The 13,142-nt window shown below is 73.2% G+C and carries 9 protein-coding genes, 1 pseudogene and 1 riboswitch; of the genes and pseudogenes, 2 read left to right on the top strand and 8 right to left on the bottom strand.

The annotated features are described in order from the left end of the window. Window positions 1-4 precede the first annotated feature (4 nt). The 4 genes from ACQZOG_RS18385 to ACQZOG_RS18370 form a co-directional block, all read right to left on the bottom strand. On the bottom strand, window positions 5-1,456 hold the full coding sequence (locus tag ACQZOG_RS18385; protein ID WP_058916822.1) for a glycine hydroxymethyltransferase: 1,452 nt from the start codon (window positions 1,454-1,456) through the stop codon (window positions 5-7). Window positions 1,457-1,492: 36 nt separating this feature from the next. Next, window positions 1,493-1,579: riboswitch (ZMP/ZTP riboswitch) on the bottom strand. 88 nt (window positions 1,580-1,667) lie between these two features. Continuing rightward, window positions 1,668-2,852: a glutathionylspermidine synthase family protein gene (locus tag ACQZOG_RS18380; RefSeq protein WP_261675525.1), complete on the bottom strand. Its 1,185-nt coding sequence runs from the start codon at window positions 2,850-2,852 to the stop codon at window positions 1,668-1,670. 6 nt (window positions 2,853-2,858) lie between these two features. After that, the gene (locus ACQZOG_RS18375) at window positions 2,859-3,200 is read right to left on the bottom strand and encodes a hypothetical protein (RefSeq protein WP_033272361.1); all 342 of its coding nucleotides are present in this window, start codon (window positions 3,198-3,200) and stop codon (window positions 2,859-2,861) included. A gap of 705 nt (window positions 3,201-3,905) precedes the next feature. Beyond that, window positions 3,906-5,288: a PLP-dependent aminotransferase family protein gene (locus ACQZOG_RS18370; protein WP_033272362.1), complete on the bottom strand. Its 1,383-nt coding sequence runs from the start codon at window positions 5,286-5,288 to the stop codon at window positions 3,906-3,908. Between the two features lie 47 nt (window positions 5,289-5,335). Here ACQZOG_RS18370 and ACQZOG_RS18365 point away from each other — a divergent pair, with 47 nt between their 5' ends. Together ACQZOG_RS18365 and ACQZOG_RS18360 are read left to right on the top strand one after the other, a co-directional pair. Further along, entirely contained in the window at window positions 5,336-5,872 is a 537-nt protein-coding gene (locus ACQZOG_RS18365) for a carboxymuconolactone decarboxylase family protein (protein WP_430741660.1), read from the top strand. Between the two features lie 88 nt (window positions 5,873-5,960). Beyond that, window positions 5,961-6,959 (top strand): IS481 family transposase, encoded by a 999-nt coding sequence (locus ACQZOG_RS18360; RefSeq protein WP_037639777.1) that lies wholly within the window; start codon window positions 5,961-5,963, stop codon window positions 6,957-6,959. 7 nt (window positions 6,960-6,966) lie between these two features. On the opposite strand, the gene ACQZOG_RS18355 is transcribed toward ACQZOG_RS18360, so the two are convergent. The 4 genes and pseudogenes from ACQZOG_RS18355 to ACQZOG_RS18340 form a co-directional block, all read right to left on the bottom strand. Beyond that, a complete protein-coding gene (locus ACQZOG_RS18355; RefSeq protein ID WP_033272364.1) occupies window positions 6,967-7,923 on the bottom strand; it encodes an ABC transporter substrate-binding protein in 957 nt (318 codons plus the stop codon). 1 nt (window position 7,924) lies between these two features. After that, complete coding sequence (locus ACQZOG_RS18350; RefSeq protein ID WP_365168002.1) at window positions 7,925-9,874, bottom strand: ABC transporter permease; 1,950 nt, start codon at window positions 9,872-9,874, stop codon at window positions 7,925-7,927. 569 nt (window positions 9,875-10,443) lie between these two features. Further along, window positions 10,444-11,565, bottom strand: a pseudogene (locus ACQZOG_RS18345) (quaternary amine ABC transporter ATP-binding protein); the annotation flags it as partial. Next, window positions 11,562-13,088 carry a GMC family oxidoreductase gene (locus tag ACQZOG_RS18340; protein WP_058916818.1) on the bottom strand — a complete coding sequence of 509 codons (1,527 nt, stop codon included), beginning with the start codon at window positions 13,086-13,088 and terminating at the stop codon, window positions 11,562-11,564. The pseudogene ACQZOG_RS18345 and the gene ACQZOG_RS18340, both read right to left, overlap by 4 nt. Window positions 13,089-13,142: the final 54 nt, after the last annotated feature.

The following is a 13,142-nucleotide window of genomic DNA, read 5'->3' as shown; positions in this document are numbered from 1 at the left end:
GTCCTCAGCCGAGGTCGACCTGCGGGTACAGCGGGAAGCCCGCGACCAGATCGGTGGCCCGGCGCGAGATCTCGTCGGCGACCTTCTCGTCGAGGACGTGGGACGCCTTGGACGGCGCACCGGACCTGGTGGTGCCGGGCTCGGTCGTGGTGAGGACGCGGTCGATGAGACCGGCGACCTCGTCCATCTCCGCCGTGCCGAGCCCGCGCGTGGTCAGCGCCGGGGTGCCGATCCGGATGCCGGAGGTGTACCAGGCGCCGTTGGGGTCGGCCGGGATGGCGTTGCGGTTGGTGACGATGCCGGAGTCGAGCAGCGCCGCCTCGGCCTGGCGGCCGGTGAGGCCGTAGGAGGTGGCGACGTCGATCAGGTTGAGGTGGTTGTCGGTGCCGCCGGTGACGAGGGTGGCGCCGCGGCGCATCAGGCCCTCGGCGAGCGCGCGGGAGTTGTCGACGATCCGCTGCGCGTAGTCCTGGAAGGACGGCTGCCGGGCCTCGGCGAGGGCGACCGCCTTCGCGGCCATGACGTGCGGCAGCGGGCCGCCCAGGACCATCGGGCAGCCGCGGTCGACCTGGTCCTTGAGGGAGTCGTCGCACAGCACCATGCCGCCGCGCGGGCCGCGCAGCGACTTGTGGGTGGTGGTGGTGACGATCTGGGCGTGCGGCACGGGGTCGAAGTCGCCGGTGAGGACCTTGCCGGCGACGAGACCCGCGAAGTGCGCCATGTCGACCATGAGCGTGGCGCCGACCTCGTCGGCGATCTCCCGCATGATCCGGAAGTTCACGAGACGGGGGTAGGCGGAGTAGCCGGCGACGATGATCAGCGGCTTGAACGCGCGGGCGGTGGCCCGCAGCGCCTCGTAGTCGATCAGGCCGGTGGCCGGGTCGGTGCCGTAGGAGCGCTGGTCGAACATCTTGCCGGAGATGTTGGGCCGGAAGCCGTGCGTGAGGTGGCCGCCGGCGTCCAGGGACATGCCGAGCATGCGCTGGTTGCCGAAGGCCTGGCGCAGTTCGGCCCAGTCGGCGTCGGAGAGCTCGTTGATCTGGCGGACGCCGGTCTTCTCCAGGAAGGGCGCCTCGACGCGGTCGGCGAGGACGGCCCAGAAGGCGACCAGGTTGGCGTCGATGCCGGAGTGCGGCTGGACGTAGGCGTGGCGGGCGCCGAACAGCTCCTTGGCGTGCTCGGCGGCGAGCGACTCGACCGTGTCCACGTTGCGGCAGCCGGCGTAGAAGCGGCGGCCGACGGTGCCCTCGGCGTACTTGTCGCTAAACCAGTTGCCCATCGCCAGCAGGGTGGCCGGGGAGGCGTAGTTCTCGGAGGCGATCAGCTTGAGCATCTCGCGCTGGTCGGCGACCTCCTGCCCGATCGCGTCGGCGACGCGCGGCTCGACGGCGCGGATCACGTCGAGGGCGGAGCGGAAGGCGGTGGACTCGGGGGTGAGCGACTGCTCGGCAGACATGGGGGACCTCCGGACGTAGCGTTCAGCGTTCACGGTACGGATGGCCCAGGCGCACGGCACGTTTCTCGCGGGCCGCTCCCCGATGGTTGGTCCCATCCCAGCGCGCCAGTCACGGCCCGCGGGCCAGGTTACCGGGTGGGCCGGGGGCGGCGCGGCGGGTGTCCGCGATGCGGGAGTGACCGGCCGCCCCTGCCGTCGGCGGGGCGGCCGGTCAGAGGATGACGTGCGGCAGGAAGCGGGCGTACCCGTCGGTGACCAGGCCCGAGGACTCGCGGATGCCGAGGCCGGCGGCCTCGTTCTCCACGACCCAGGTGCCGAGGACGACGCGGTTGCCGTCGAAGTCGGGCAGCGGGGCGAGCTGCTGGTAGCAGCAGGGTTCGTCGCGGAGCTCCGGCGGGGTGCCGGGCTCGTGCACGGTGACGCCGGCGCCCTCGCGGCCCAGCAGCGGCTTGGCGACCCAGCCGGTGGTGTCCGCGAGTTCACGGGGGCCGTCGAGGTAGGCGGGCAGGAGGTTGGGGTGGCCGGGGTGGAGTTCCCAGAGGATCGCCAGCAGGGCCTTGTTGCTGAGCAGCATCTTCCAGGCGGGTTCGATCCACAGGGTGGAGCCGGTGCCGCCGCCGTTGTCGAGGGTGTCGAGGACGTGACCGGCGAACCGGTCCGTGGTGAGCCACTCCCACGGGTACAGCTTGAAGATGCTGCGGATGAACCGCAGACGGTTGTCGACGAAGCGGCCCGAGAGGCGGTCCCAGCCGATCTCCTCCATGGACAGCCAGTCGGTCTCCAGGCCCGCCTGTTCGGCGGTCTCCTTGAGGTAGGCGACGGTCATCAGGTCCTCGCCGCACTCGTCGCCCGCGGTGTGGGCGAAGTACAGCGGACTGCCCGGCGGGAGCAGCGCGGACTGCCTCTTCCAGGCGTCGACGAGCCGTTCGTGCAGGGAGTTCCACTGATCGGCGCCGGGGAAGCGCTCCTCCATCCAGAACCACTGCGGGGAGGCCGCCTCCACCAGGGAGGTGGGGGTGTCCGCGTTGTACTCGAGGAGCTTCGCCGGGCCGGTGCCGTCGTAGCGGAGGTCGAAGCGGCCGTACAGGGACGGCAGTTCGTCCCTGCGGCGCCAGGACTCGGTGACGGCGTCCACGACCCGCGGGTCGGTGATGCCCAGGTCGGCGAAGCGGCCCTCGGTGACGATGTGACCGGCCGCGGCCAGGCTCATCGCGTGCAGTTCCTCGACGGTCTCCTCGAGCGCCTCGACCTCGTCCAGGCCGAAGACGTAGTGGGCGCTCTCGTCCCAGTAGGGGCGCAGGGAGTCGTCGGGGTAGCGGGTCAGCGGGTAGATGAGCCCCTGCTCCTCGACGGTCTGCTGCCAGCCGGGGCGGGGCTCGATGGTGCGCCGTTCCACGGCGGGTCAGCCCCCGCCGCTGCCGGAGCAGCCGAAGCCGCCCCGGTCGACGGCCTCGCTGCGGCTGAAGGTGCCGTGCTCGGCGTAGCCGTTGCGGACGTCGGAGTCGTAGTACCAGTCGGCGTCGGTGGAGCGGGACCTGCTCTTGCCCTTGCCGAGGGAGCCGGAGGAGCCGCCGGAGCAGTTCTTGTCGGAGACGACCTTGTACCCGTCGCCGAGCGTGTAGCTGTTGCGGTCCACGCACCGCCGGTCCGGGTCGGACCCGCAGGCCGAAAGTGCCGCCGCGAGCACACCCATGCCGCCCAGCACCACCGTGCTGGACCGCAGCCGTCGCCGTGTCTGCGCCATGCCCTTCGCTCCCCCTCGTGTCGCGCCGGACCGTTCCCGTGTCGCCCGGCTCGCGGCGGACAGCCTAGAGACCGTCCGGCGGGGACGCACGGCAGCCCCCGGGCCCGCACCTGTCACGGCTGATGGTTTGTCACCGTGTGGCAGGGTATGGGCGATCGGCGCTCACGGAAGATCCACAGGTGTGGGTCGCGGGTGCCGCTAGGGGGGTGTGGTCTCCCGGCGCGGAAGACCACGGGCCCCGGTCGTGGAAGGCAGGGAAACCCGGGTCCCGGAAGGCGGAAGGCACGGAAACCCGGGTCCCGGAAGGCGGGAAGTCCCGCGTCGCGGAAGGCGGGGGAACCCGACCTCGGGCAGGCGGGGGAACCCGGCCTCGGGAAGCCGCTGGTCCGGGTCGCGGGAAGCCTGGCCGCGCTGCGCGCGCTCGCCGCCCGCGAAGGCGCCGGCCCCGCCAGGGTGCTCCTCCCCGTGCGGTGCCCGCTGCCGCACGCCTGGTCCGGCGAGGAGGACGGAGTGCTCGGCATGCCGTTCGCCGGACGTGACGAGCCCGGTACCGGTGACGCGGTGGGCCTGTTCCCGCGCGTCCTGCCGGTACGTACGGCGCTGCGGGCCGCCCGGCCGTTCGGTGGCAGGGCCGTCGCGCCGGGCGGCGGAGTCCGGTCGTGGCGGACCACGGGACGTACTCGCCGTGGGGCCGCCGGACCGCCGTCACGGAAGGGAGCGCAGCAGCGCGTCCAGGGTGCCGGCCCAGGCATGGTCGGGCGGGGTGGCGTAGCCGACGACGAGGGCGTCGCCGGCGGGGTCGGTCACGCCGGGGTGGCGGAAGGAGTCCAGGCCCTTCACGGCGAGGCCCTGCCAGGTGGCCGACCGCTGGACCGACTGCTCGGTGCCGGGCGGCAGTTCGAGCACGGCGTGCAGTCCGGCCGCGATGCCGGTGACGCGGACGTGCGGCGCCCCGTCGGCGAGGGCCCGCACGAGGGCGTCGCGGCGGCGCCGGTAGCGCAGGCGGGCGGCGCGGACCTGGCGGTCGTAGGCGCCGGAGGTCAGGAACTCGGCGAGGGCGAGCTGTTCCACGACGCTTACCGTGCGGCCGCCGCCGTGGTCGACGACGTCCGGCAGCAGCCAGGGCGGCACCACCATCCAGCCCAGCCTGAGGCCGGGGGCGAGGGACTTGCTGGCGGTGCCGAGGTGCACCACCCGGCCGGGGTCGAGGTCCTGGAGGGCGCCGACGGGCTGGCGGTCGTAGCGGAACTCGCCGTCGTAGTCGTCCTCCAGGATCAGGCCGCCGGTGCGGCGCGCCCACTCGACCACGGCGGCCCGGCGCTCCGGGAGGAGCGCCCCGCCGAGCGGGAACTGGTGGGCCGGGCTGAGCAGCACCGCGTCGGCGTCACCCGGGTCCTGGGCGCGGGTGCCGAGTGCGTCCCGGGCGAGCGGCGCGGTCTCGAGGCCGGCGCGGTGGACGAGGTCCCAGTGGGCGTCGAGGCCGTACGGCTCGACGGCGAGCGTGCGGGCGCCGCGGGCGCGCAGCACCTGGGACAGCAGCTGGAGGCCGTGTGCGAAGCCGGAGCAGACGACGACGTGCCCGGGGTCGGCGCGCACACCCCGCACCCGGGAGAGGTAGCCGGCGAGGGCCTCGCGCAGTTCCGGCCTGCCGCGCGGGTCGCCGTAGCCGAAGGCGTCGTGGGGCGCGGCGGCGAGGGCGCGCCGGGTGGCCTTGAGCCACTCGGCGCGCGGGAAGGACGCGAGGTCGGGGGTGCCGGGCATCAGGCTGTACGGGAGCCGGCCCGGGGTGCGGTGAGGTGTGGGGGCGGCCGGGCGTTCGGGGACGGCACGTGCGGCGACGCGGGTACCGGAACCCTGGCGGGCGGTGAGCCAGCCCTCGGCGATCAGGTCGGCGTAGGCGTCGGCGACGGTGTTGCGGGCGATGCCCAGGTCGGCGGCGAGGGAGCGGGAGGAGGGCAGCCGGGTGCCGGGGGCGAGCCGACCGCCGCGGACGGCCTCCCGCAGGGCGTCCGTGAGGCCGCGCCGCAGCCCCGGACCGCTCGGGTCCAGATGGAGGTCGATACCGAAAGTGGCCCAGCGTTCCGCCATGGAACTGGACCATACTCCTGGGCTGCCCGGCTCCTACGCTCGACGGCATGACGAACACCGACACGACCGGGACGGTCCCCTACGCGGCGGAGGAGCCCGCCCGCATGGAGTGGGCGAAGCACGCCCCCGAGGTCTACAAGGCGATGGTCCGGCTGGACGTCGCGGCCCGGAAGGGGCTGGACCCGAAGCTGGCCGAGCTGGTCAAGATCCGCGCCTCGCAGCTCAACCACTGCGCGTTCTGCCTGGACATGCACAGCAAGGACGCCCTCGCGGCCGGCGAGAGCGCCGAGCGGATCATCCAGCTGTCCGCGTGGGAGGAGTCACGGCACTTCTACACGGAGAAGGAGATCGCCGCGATCGAGCTGACCGAAGCGGTCACCGTCCTCACCGACGGCTTCGTGCCCGACGAGGTGTACGAGCGGGCCGCGAAGCAGTTCGACGAGGCGGAGCTGTCCCAGCTGATCGCCGCCATCGCGGTGATCAACGCCTGGAACCGGTTCGGCGTGACCTGCCGGATGACGCCCGGCCACTACCAGCCGGGACAGCACCACTGCTGTTCTGTCCGGGGAGGTTGTGAACGGTGAGACAGGTCTCGGCCGAGGGATCTTGAACGGGTGAGGGCCTTCCGGTTCGGTGTGGATTGCGACGTCTACACCAACCAGAAAGGCCCTCGTGCCCCACCGTAATGCACCCCTGACCGAGACCGGACGGCTGCGCCTGGCCCGTTGCGTGGTCGAGGACGGCTGGCCCCTGCGCCGGGCCGCCGAACGCTTCCAGGTCTCGCCCACCACCGCCCAGCGGTGGGCCGACCGCTACCGCCGCCTGGGGGAAGCCGGCATGGCCGACCGCTCCAGCCGCCCACGCACGAGCCCGGGCCGCACTCCCACCCGTACCGAGCGGCGGATCATCAAGGTCCGTCTGCTGCGCCGGTGGGGACCGGCCCGCATCGCGCACTTCCTGCACCTGGTGCCCTCGACCGTGCACCGCGTGCTCACCCGCTACCGCCTGGCCCGCCTGTCTCATCTCGACCGGACCACCGGCCGCGTGGTGCGCCGCTACGAACGCGCCAGGCCCGGCGAACTCGTCCACGTCGACATCAAGAAACTGGGCAACATCCCCGACGGCGGCGGACACAAGGTCCATGGCAGGGCTCAGGGCAGCCGCAACAGCTCCGCGCACCGCGACCCCGCCCGGCCCCGCGCCGTCCACGGCCGTCCCAACCTCGGCTACAGCTACCTGCACACCGCCGTCGACGACCACTCCCGCCTCGCCTACAGCGAGATCCACGCGGACGAGAAGAAGGAGACCGCCACCGCCTTCTGGCAGCGGGCCCACACCTTCTTCACCCAGGCCGGGATCTCCGTCGAACGGGTACTGACCGACAACGGCTCCTGCTACCGCTCACGCGACTGGCGCGATGCCCTGGCAGCGACCGGGATCGCCCACAAGCGAACCCGGCCCTACCGGCCCCAGACGAACGGCAAGGTCGAACGCTTCAACCGCACCCTGCTGGACGAGTGGGCCTACGCACGCCCCTACCGGTCAGAAGCCGAGCGCCGCCAAGCGTTCCCGCAATGGCTGCACACCTACAATCACCACCGCGGACACACCGCGCTGAAAGGGCAACCACCCGCCAGCCGCGTCCCCAACCTCACAGGGCAATACAACTAGCCGCGTCTCAGGGCAGCCACTTCTCCCAGACGGAGCGGTGGCTGTCCACCCACTTCTTCGCCGCCTCGCCCGGCGACAGCTTCTGCTCGGCGATCATCAGGGACACCTCGTTCTGGTCCTCGGTCGTCCACTCGAAGTTCCTCAGCAGCTCCGCCGCCTTGCCGCCGCCGCGCGCGAAGTCCGCGTTGAGGTACTTCTGCAGCGGGGTGTGCGGGTAGGCGCAGGCGACCTTCTCCGGGTCCGCGTCGCAGCCCTCCTCGTACGGCGGCAGCTTCACCTCCGTCATCGGCACCTGCTCGGACAGCCACTGGGGCGTGTACCAGTAGGTGAGGAACGGCTTCTTCTCCTTGGCGAACTGCTGGATCTGGGTGATCTGCGCGGCCTCGGAGCCGGCGAACACCACCCGGTAGTCCAGCTTCAGGTTCCTCACCAGCGCCTTGTCGTTGGTGACGTAGGAGGGGGAGCCGTCGAGGAGCTGGCCCTTGCCGCCGCTCTCCGCGGTGCGGAACTGGTCGGCGTACTTGTTCAGGTTCTTCCAGTCGGTGACGTCCGGGTGCCGCTCGGCGAAGTACGTCGGCACGAACCAGCCGATGTGCCCGGTGACACCCAGGTCGCCGCCGTTCACGATCGTCTTCTTGTCCTCGACGTACCGCTGCTCCTGGTCGGGGTGGCCCCAGTCCTCCAGGATCGCGTCCACGCGGCCCTGGCTGAGGGCGTCCCAGGCGGGCACCTCGTCGACCTGCACGGTGTCGACGCGGTAGCCCAGTTCGTGCTCCAGCAGGTACTGGGCGACGGCCACGTTGGCCTGGGCGCCGACCCAGGACTGCACCGACAGGGTGACCGTCCTCGCCCCGCGCGCGTTGGCGAACGGCGAGGCCTGCTTGGTCATGTCGGCGGCCCCGCAGCCGGTCAGCAGCAGGAGCGCGCAGCCCGCCGCCACGGCGGGCATCGTACGGATCCGCATGTCACGCTCCCTTCGTCGCGCGGCGTCCGGTGGGCTGGGTGACCCGGTCGAGCATCAGGCCCAGGCAGACGATCGCGGCGCCGGCCACCAGACCGGTCGCCAGGTCGCCCTGCGCGAGGCCGAAGACGACGTCGTAGCCGAGGGCGCCGCCGCCGACCAGGCCGCCGATGATGACCACGGCCAGGACCAGGACGACGCCCTGGTTGACGGCGAGCAGCAGCGCCGGGCGGGCCAGCGGGAGCTGCACCTGCCGCAGTTGCTGGGCGCAGGTCGCGCCGAGCGAGCGCGCCGACTCCAGGGCGGCCGGGTCGACCTGCCGCAGCCCCTGCGTGGTGATGCGGACGACGGCGGGCAGCGCGTAGACGACCGCGGCGGCGACCGCCGGGGCGCGGCCCACGCCGAACAGGGCGACCACCGGGATCAGGTACACGAACTGCGGCATCGTCTGGAACACGTCCAGCACCGGACGCAGCAGCCGCTCGACGCGGTCGCTGCGCGCGGCGGCGATGCCCGCGGCGAACCCGATGACGAGGGTCACGGCGACGGCGGCGAGCACCTGCGACAACGTGTCCAGCGACGGCCCCCACACGCCCAGCACACCGATGGCGGCCATCGCGAGCACGGCGGTGAGGGCGGTGCGCCAGGTGCCGATCAGCCAGGCCAGGGCGGCGACGACCAGCAGCACGCTCCACCAGGGCAGCCACTGGAGTCCGTCGCGGAGCGGGTCGAGCACCCAGGTGGTGAAGCGGCCCGCCCAGTCGGCGGTGCCGCCGACCACGGGCACGCCCGAGTACAGGTGCGCGGTCATCCAGCCGACGGCCCGGTTGACCGGCTCCGCGATGCCGACGACCCAGCTCTCCGGCCACTCCAGCCGGCCCGCGAGACGTCCGGCGACCGCGACGACGGCCGCGGCGGCCAGGGCGCACGCGCCGAGCAGACGGGCGTTCGGGGCGGGCGCGTCCCCGAGCCGGGCGCCGGCCGCACCGGTCACCCGGTCCAGGACGACCGCCAGCAGCACGATCGGGATGCCCGCGGCCAGCGCGGCGCCCACGTCGACCGAGGCGAGCGCCTGGTAGACGCGGTCGCCGAGGCCGCCCGCGCCGATCACGGAGGCGATGACGGCCATGGAGAGGGCCATCATGATCGTCTGGTTGAGGCCGAGCAGCAGCTCCTTGCGGGCGAGCGGGATGCGGGCGGTCAGCAGGCGCTGGCGCGCGGTCGTCCCGAGCGACTCGACGGCCTCCAGCACCTCCCTGTCCGCGCCGCGCAGCCCGAGCGCGGTGAGGCGGGCCATCGGCGGGGCGGCGTAGACGACCGTGGCGAGCACGGCCGCGGGGACGCCGATGCCGAAGACCAGCACGACGGGCAGCAGGTAGGCGAAGGCCGGCAGGACCTGCATGGTGTCGAGGACCGGCCGCAGCGCGCGGTGCATACGGTCGGACAGCCCGGCGGCGAGCCCGAGCAGCGCGCCCGCCACGACGGACGCGGCGACCGCGACCACCATGAGCGCGAGCGTCTGCATGGTGGGCACCCACATGCCCAGCAGCCCGCAGGCGAGGAACGCGGCGGCGGTCCCGAGCGCGAGCCGGATCCCCGCGACCCGCCAGGCGGTCAGCGCGGCCACGGCCGTCACTCCCGCCCAGCCGACGGCGAGGAGGGCGAGATAGACGGCGCGTACGGCGATGACGACGGCGTTGCTGACGTGGCCGAGGAAGTAGAGGAACAGGGGGTGGGAGTCGCGGTTGTCGACGATCCAGTCACTGACGGTGCCGAGCGGCCCGGACACGTCGACGGTCAACGCCCCGGGCCACGCCCCGCTCCCCCACCGACTCGCCGCGAACGGCACGACGACGGCGGCGAGGACGAGGAGGACGCCGAGCTTGCGGACGAGGGGGTTGCCCAGGACGCCGGATGTCGCGGTCCCCCGCGCGGTAGCGGTGACCGCCGCCATCAGACGGACTCCTCACCGGCGACGGGGGCCGCCTCGCCGGCGGCCGGCTCCCCGGCGAGCGCGTCCGCGCCTCTGGCCGCGGAGCCCTCGGGGCCTCCGGCAGCGGCGACCGGTTCGTCCGGCGCCTCGTCGGCGGGGCCGGCTCCCGTTGCGTCCTGCGCGGCTTCACCCGCGCCCGGGCCGGTCGTTGCGCCTCCGCCGGCCGCCGGGCTCCCGGCGGGCACGTCCGCGCCCCGTACGGCGGAGCCGTCGGCGTCTCCGGCAGCGGCAGCCGGTCCGGCCGGCGCCTGGTCGGCGGAACCGCCCACAGCGTCAGGCGCGGATGCACCCGCGCCCGGGCCGGTCGGAGCGTCTCCGCCTGCCGCCGGGCCCCCGGCGGGCGCGCCCGCGCCCCGTACGGCGGAGCCGTCGGCGTCTCCGGCAGCGGCAGCCGGTCCGGCCGGCGCCTGGTCGGCGGAACCGCCCACAGCGTCAGGCGCGGATGCACCCGCGACCGGGCCGGTCGTTGCGTCTCCGCCGGCCGCCGGGCTCCCGGCGGGCACGTCCGCGCCCCGTACGGCGGAGCCGTCGGCGTCTCCGGCAGCGGGAGCCGGTTCGGTCGGTGTGGTGGGGTGGCCGGCCACCACGTTGAGGAGGGTCTCCGCGTCCACGATGCCCAGGCAGTCGTCGCCGTCCAGGACGCGGGCGGGGGCGCCCTCGCGGGAGACCGTGGTGATGGCCTGCGACACCGTGGTGTCGGGGGTGACCGTCGGACCCGTGGCCGTCCGTTCCGCCGGTGAGGCGGGGCGCATGGCCGTCCGGACGGTGAGGACCTGCTCGCGCGGCACGTCCTGGACGAACGCGCGGACGTAGTCGTCGGCCGGCGCGCCCACGATCTCCTCGGGCGTGCCGAGCTGCACCACACGGCCGTCCCGCATCAGCGCGATGCGGTCACCCAGCCTCAGCGCCTCCTGGAGGTCGTGCGTGATGAAGACCATCGTGCGGCCCTCCTCACGGTGCAGCCGCACCACCTCGTCCTGCATGTCCCGCCGGATCAGCGGGTCGAGCGCGCTGAACGGCTCGTCGAACAGCAGGACTTCGGGGTCGACGGCGAGCGCGCGGGCCAGCCCGACCCGCTGCCGCTGACCGCCGGAGAGCTGGGAGGGCCTGCGCTGTTCCATGCCCGCGAGACCCACCTTGGCGACGACCTCGGCGGCCTTCTCCCGCCGCGCGGCGCGGCCCATGCCCTGGATCTCCAGGCCGTAGGCGACGTTGTCGAGGACGGTGCGGTGCGGCAGCAGGCCGAAGTGCTGGAAGACCATGGCGGCGCGATGGCGCCGCAGTTCCCGCAGCCGGGTCCGGTCCATCGCGCGGACGTCCTCGCCGTCGATGGCGATACGGCCCGCGGTCGGTTCGATCAGCCGCGTCAGGCAGCGCACCAGCGTGGACTTGCCGGAGCCGGACAGGCCCATGACGACGAAGACCTCGCCCTTGCGGACGTCGAAGGAGACGTCCCGCACGGCGGCCGTGCAGCCGGTGCGGGCGCGCAGCCCGGCCGCGTCCAGGGAGGCGAGTGCGGGGTCGGCGGGCACCCTGTCGGCGCGGGGCCCGAAGACCTTCCACAGTCCCTCGACGGAGAAGACGGGCGGGGCCCCCGCGTCGGACGCGGGGGCCGGGTCGGCGGCGGGGACGGCCGCTGTCGCCACGCTCATCGGGCGTCACCGCCGAGGAGATCGACGGCCCGCTCGCCGACCATCAGTACGCCGATCATCGGGTTGACGGCGGTCATGGTCGGGAAGACGGAGGCGTCGGCGACGCGGATGCCCTGAAGGCCCCGGACGCGCAGCTCGGGGTCGACGACCGCGGTCTCGTCGTCGGCGGCGCCCATCTTGCAGGTGCCGGCCGGGTGGTAGACGGTGTGCGCGACCTTGCGGGCGTACTCGCTCAGCTCCTCGTCACCGGTGACGTCGGGCCCGGGCGCCACCTCCCGCTTGAGCCAGTGCGCGAGCGGCTCGGTCTTCGCGATCTCGCGGGCGATGCGGATGCCGTCGACGAGCGTGCGGCCGTCGTAGTCGTCCTCGTCGGTGAAGTAGCGGAAGTCCAGCGCCGGCTTCACCTCGGGGTCGGCGCTGGTCAGGTACAGCCGGCCGCGGCTCTTCGGCTTCGGGATGTTCGGCGTCATGGAGACCCCGAACTCCGGCCGCTCGTAGCCCAGTCGCTCCGGGTTGTCCGTGAACGGGATCTGGTAGAAGTGGAACATCAGGTCGGGGCCCGCGTGTTCGGGGTCGCGGCGGACGAACAGACCGGCGTCGGAGTCCATCGCCGAGTTCTCCGGGATGGGCCCGTTCGTCTCCCACACGATCACCGACTCGGGGTGGTCGAGCAGGTTCTCGCCGACGCCCGGCAGATGGTGCGCCACGGGGATGCCGAGCGCCTCCAGGTCCTCGCGCGGCCCGACGCCGGAGTGCAGCAGCAGCCGCGGCGAGTCGACGGCGCCGGCGCACAGCACCACCTCGTTGCGGGCGCGGATCAGCACCTCCTCGCCGTCCTTGGTGCGCACGTGGACGCCCTCGGCGCGGGTGCCGTTCAGCTCCAGCTTGTACGCCCAGGTCTCCAGCCAGAGCGTCAGGTTGGTCCGCTCGTCCATCACCGGGTGCAGGTACGCCACCGACGCGGAGGACCGTTTGTTGTCCTCGGGGTGGTAGGCGAGGTCGAAGAAGCCGACGCCCTCGGCGAACGGCTTCTTGTTGAAGCCCTCGACGCGGGGCACCTCGAGGGCGGTCTGCGCGGCGTCGACGAAGTCGCGGGCGATGGCGTTCCGGTCCTTCTCGTCGACCGGGACGATGTTGTTCTTCAGCCGGGCGTAGTACGCCTCCATCTGCACGGCGCCCCAGCCCTTGGCGCCGGCCTGCTCCCACTCGTCCCAGTCGGACGGCAGCGGCTTGAACGCGATGAGCGTGTTGTGCGAGGAGCAGCCGCCGAGGACGCGGGCGCGGCTGTGCCGGATGTGCGAGTTGCCGCGTGGCTGCTCGGTGGTGGGGTAGTCGTAGTCGAGCTCGCCGCCGAGCAGGCCCATCCAGCGGCGCAGCGTCAGCACGTCGTCCCGGCCGACGTCGCTGGGGCCGCCCTCGATGACGGCGACGGTGACGTCCGGGTTCTCGGTGAGTCGCGAGGCGATGACGGAACCCGCGGTCCCGCCGCCTATGACGACGTAGTCGTAGACAGGTGTGTTCATGGAGGTACTCCAGGACATGAGGCGCCCGGAAGGGGCGCGGGGAACTGAGCGATC

Origin of the sequence: Streptomyces sp. P13-3-3, from assembly GCF_050571355.1 — a bacterium.
GTDB lineage: Bacteria > Actinomycetota > Actinomycetes > Streptomycetales > Streptomycetaceae > Streptomyces > Streptomyces althioticus.
This window is presented reverse-complemented; position numbering and strand designations above follow the sequence as displayed.

Bases quoted from the DNA above. Each gene is read 5' to 3' on its own strand.
- ACQZOG_RS18385 (WP_058916822.1), bottom strand. From the start codon at position 1,456: ATGTCTGCCGAGCAGTCGCTCACCCCCGAGTCCACCGCCTTCCGCTCC.
- ACQZOG_RS18375 (WP_033272361.1), bottom strand. From the start codon at position 3,200: ATGGCGCAGACACGGCGACGGCTGCGGTCCAGCACGGTGGTGCTGGGC.
- ACQZOG_RS18370 (WP_033272362.1), bottom strand. From the start codon at position 5,288: ATGGCGGAACGCTGGGCCACTTTCGGTATCGACCTCCATCTGGACCCG.
- ACQZOG_RS18365 (WP_430741660.1), top strand. From the start codon at position 5,336: ATGACGAACACCGACACGACCGGGACGGTCCCCTACGCGGCGGAGGAG.
- ACQZOG_RS18355 (WP_033272364.1), bottom strand. From the start codon at position 7,923: ATGCGGATCCGTACGATGCCCGCCGTGGCGGCGGGCTGCGCGCTCCTG.
- ACQZOG_RS18350 (WP_365168002.1), bottom strand. From the start codon at position 9,874: ATGGCGGCGGTCACCGCTACCGCGCGGGGGACCGCGACATCCGGCGTC.
- ACQZOG_RS18340 (WP_058916818.1), bottom strand. From the start codon at position 13,088: ATGAACACACCTGTCTACGACTACGTCGTCATAGGCGGCGGGACCGCG.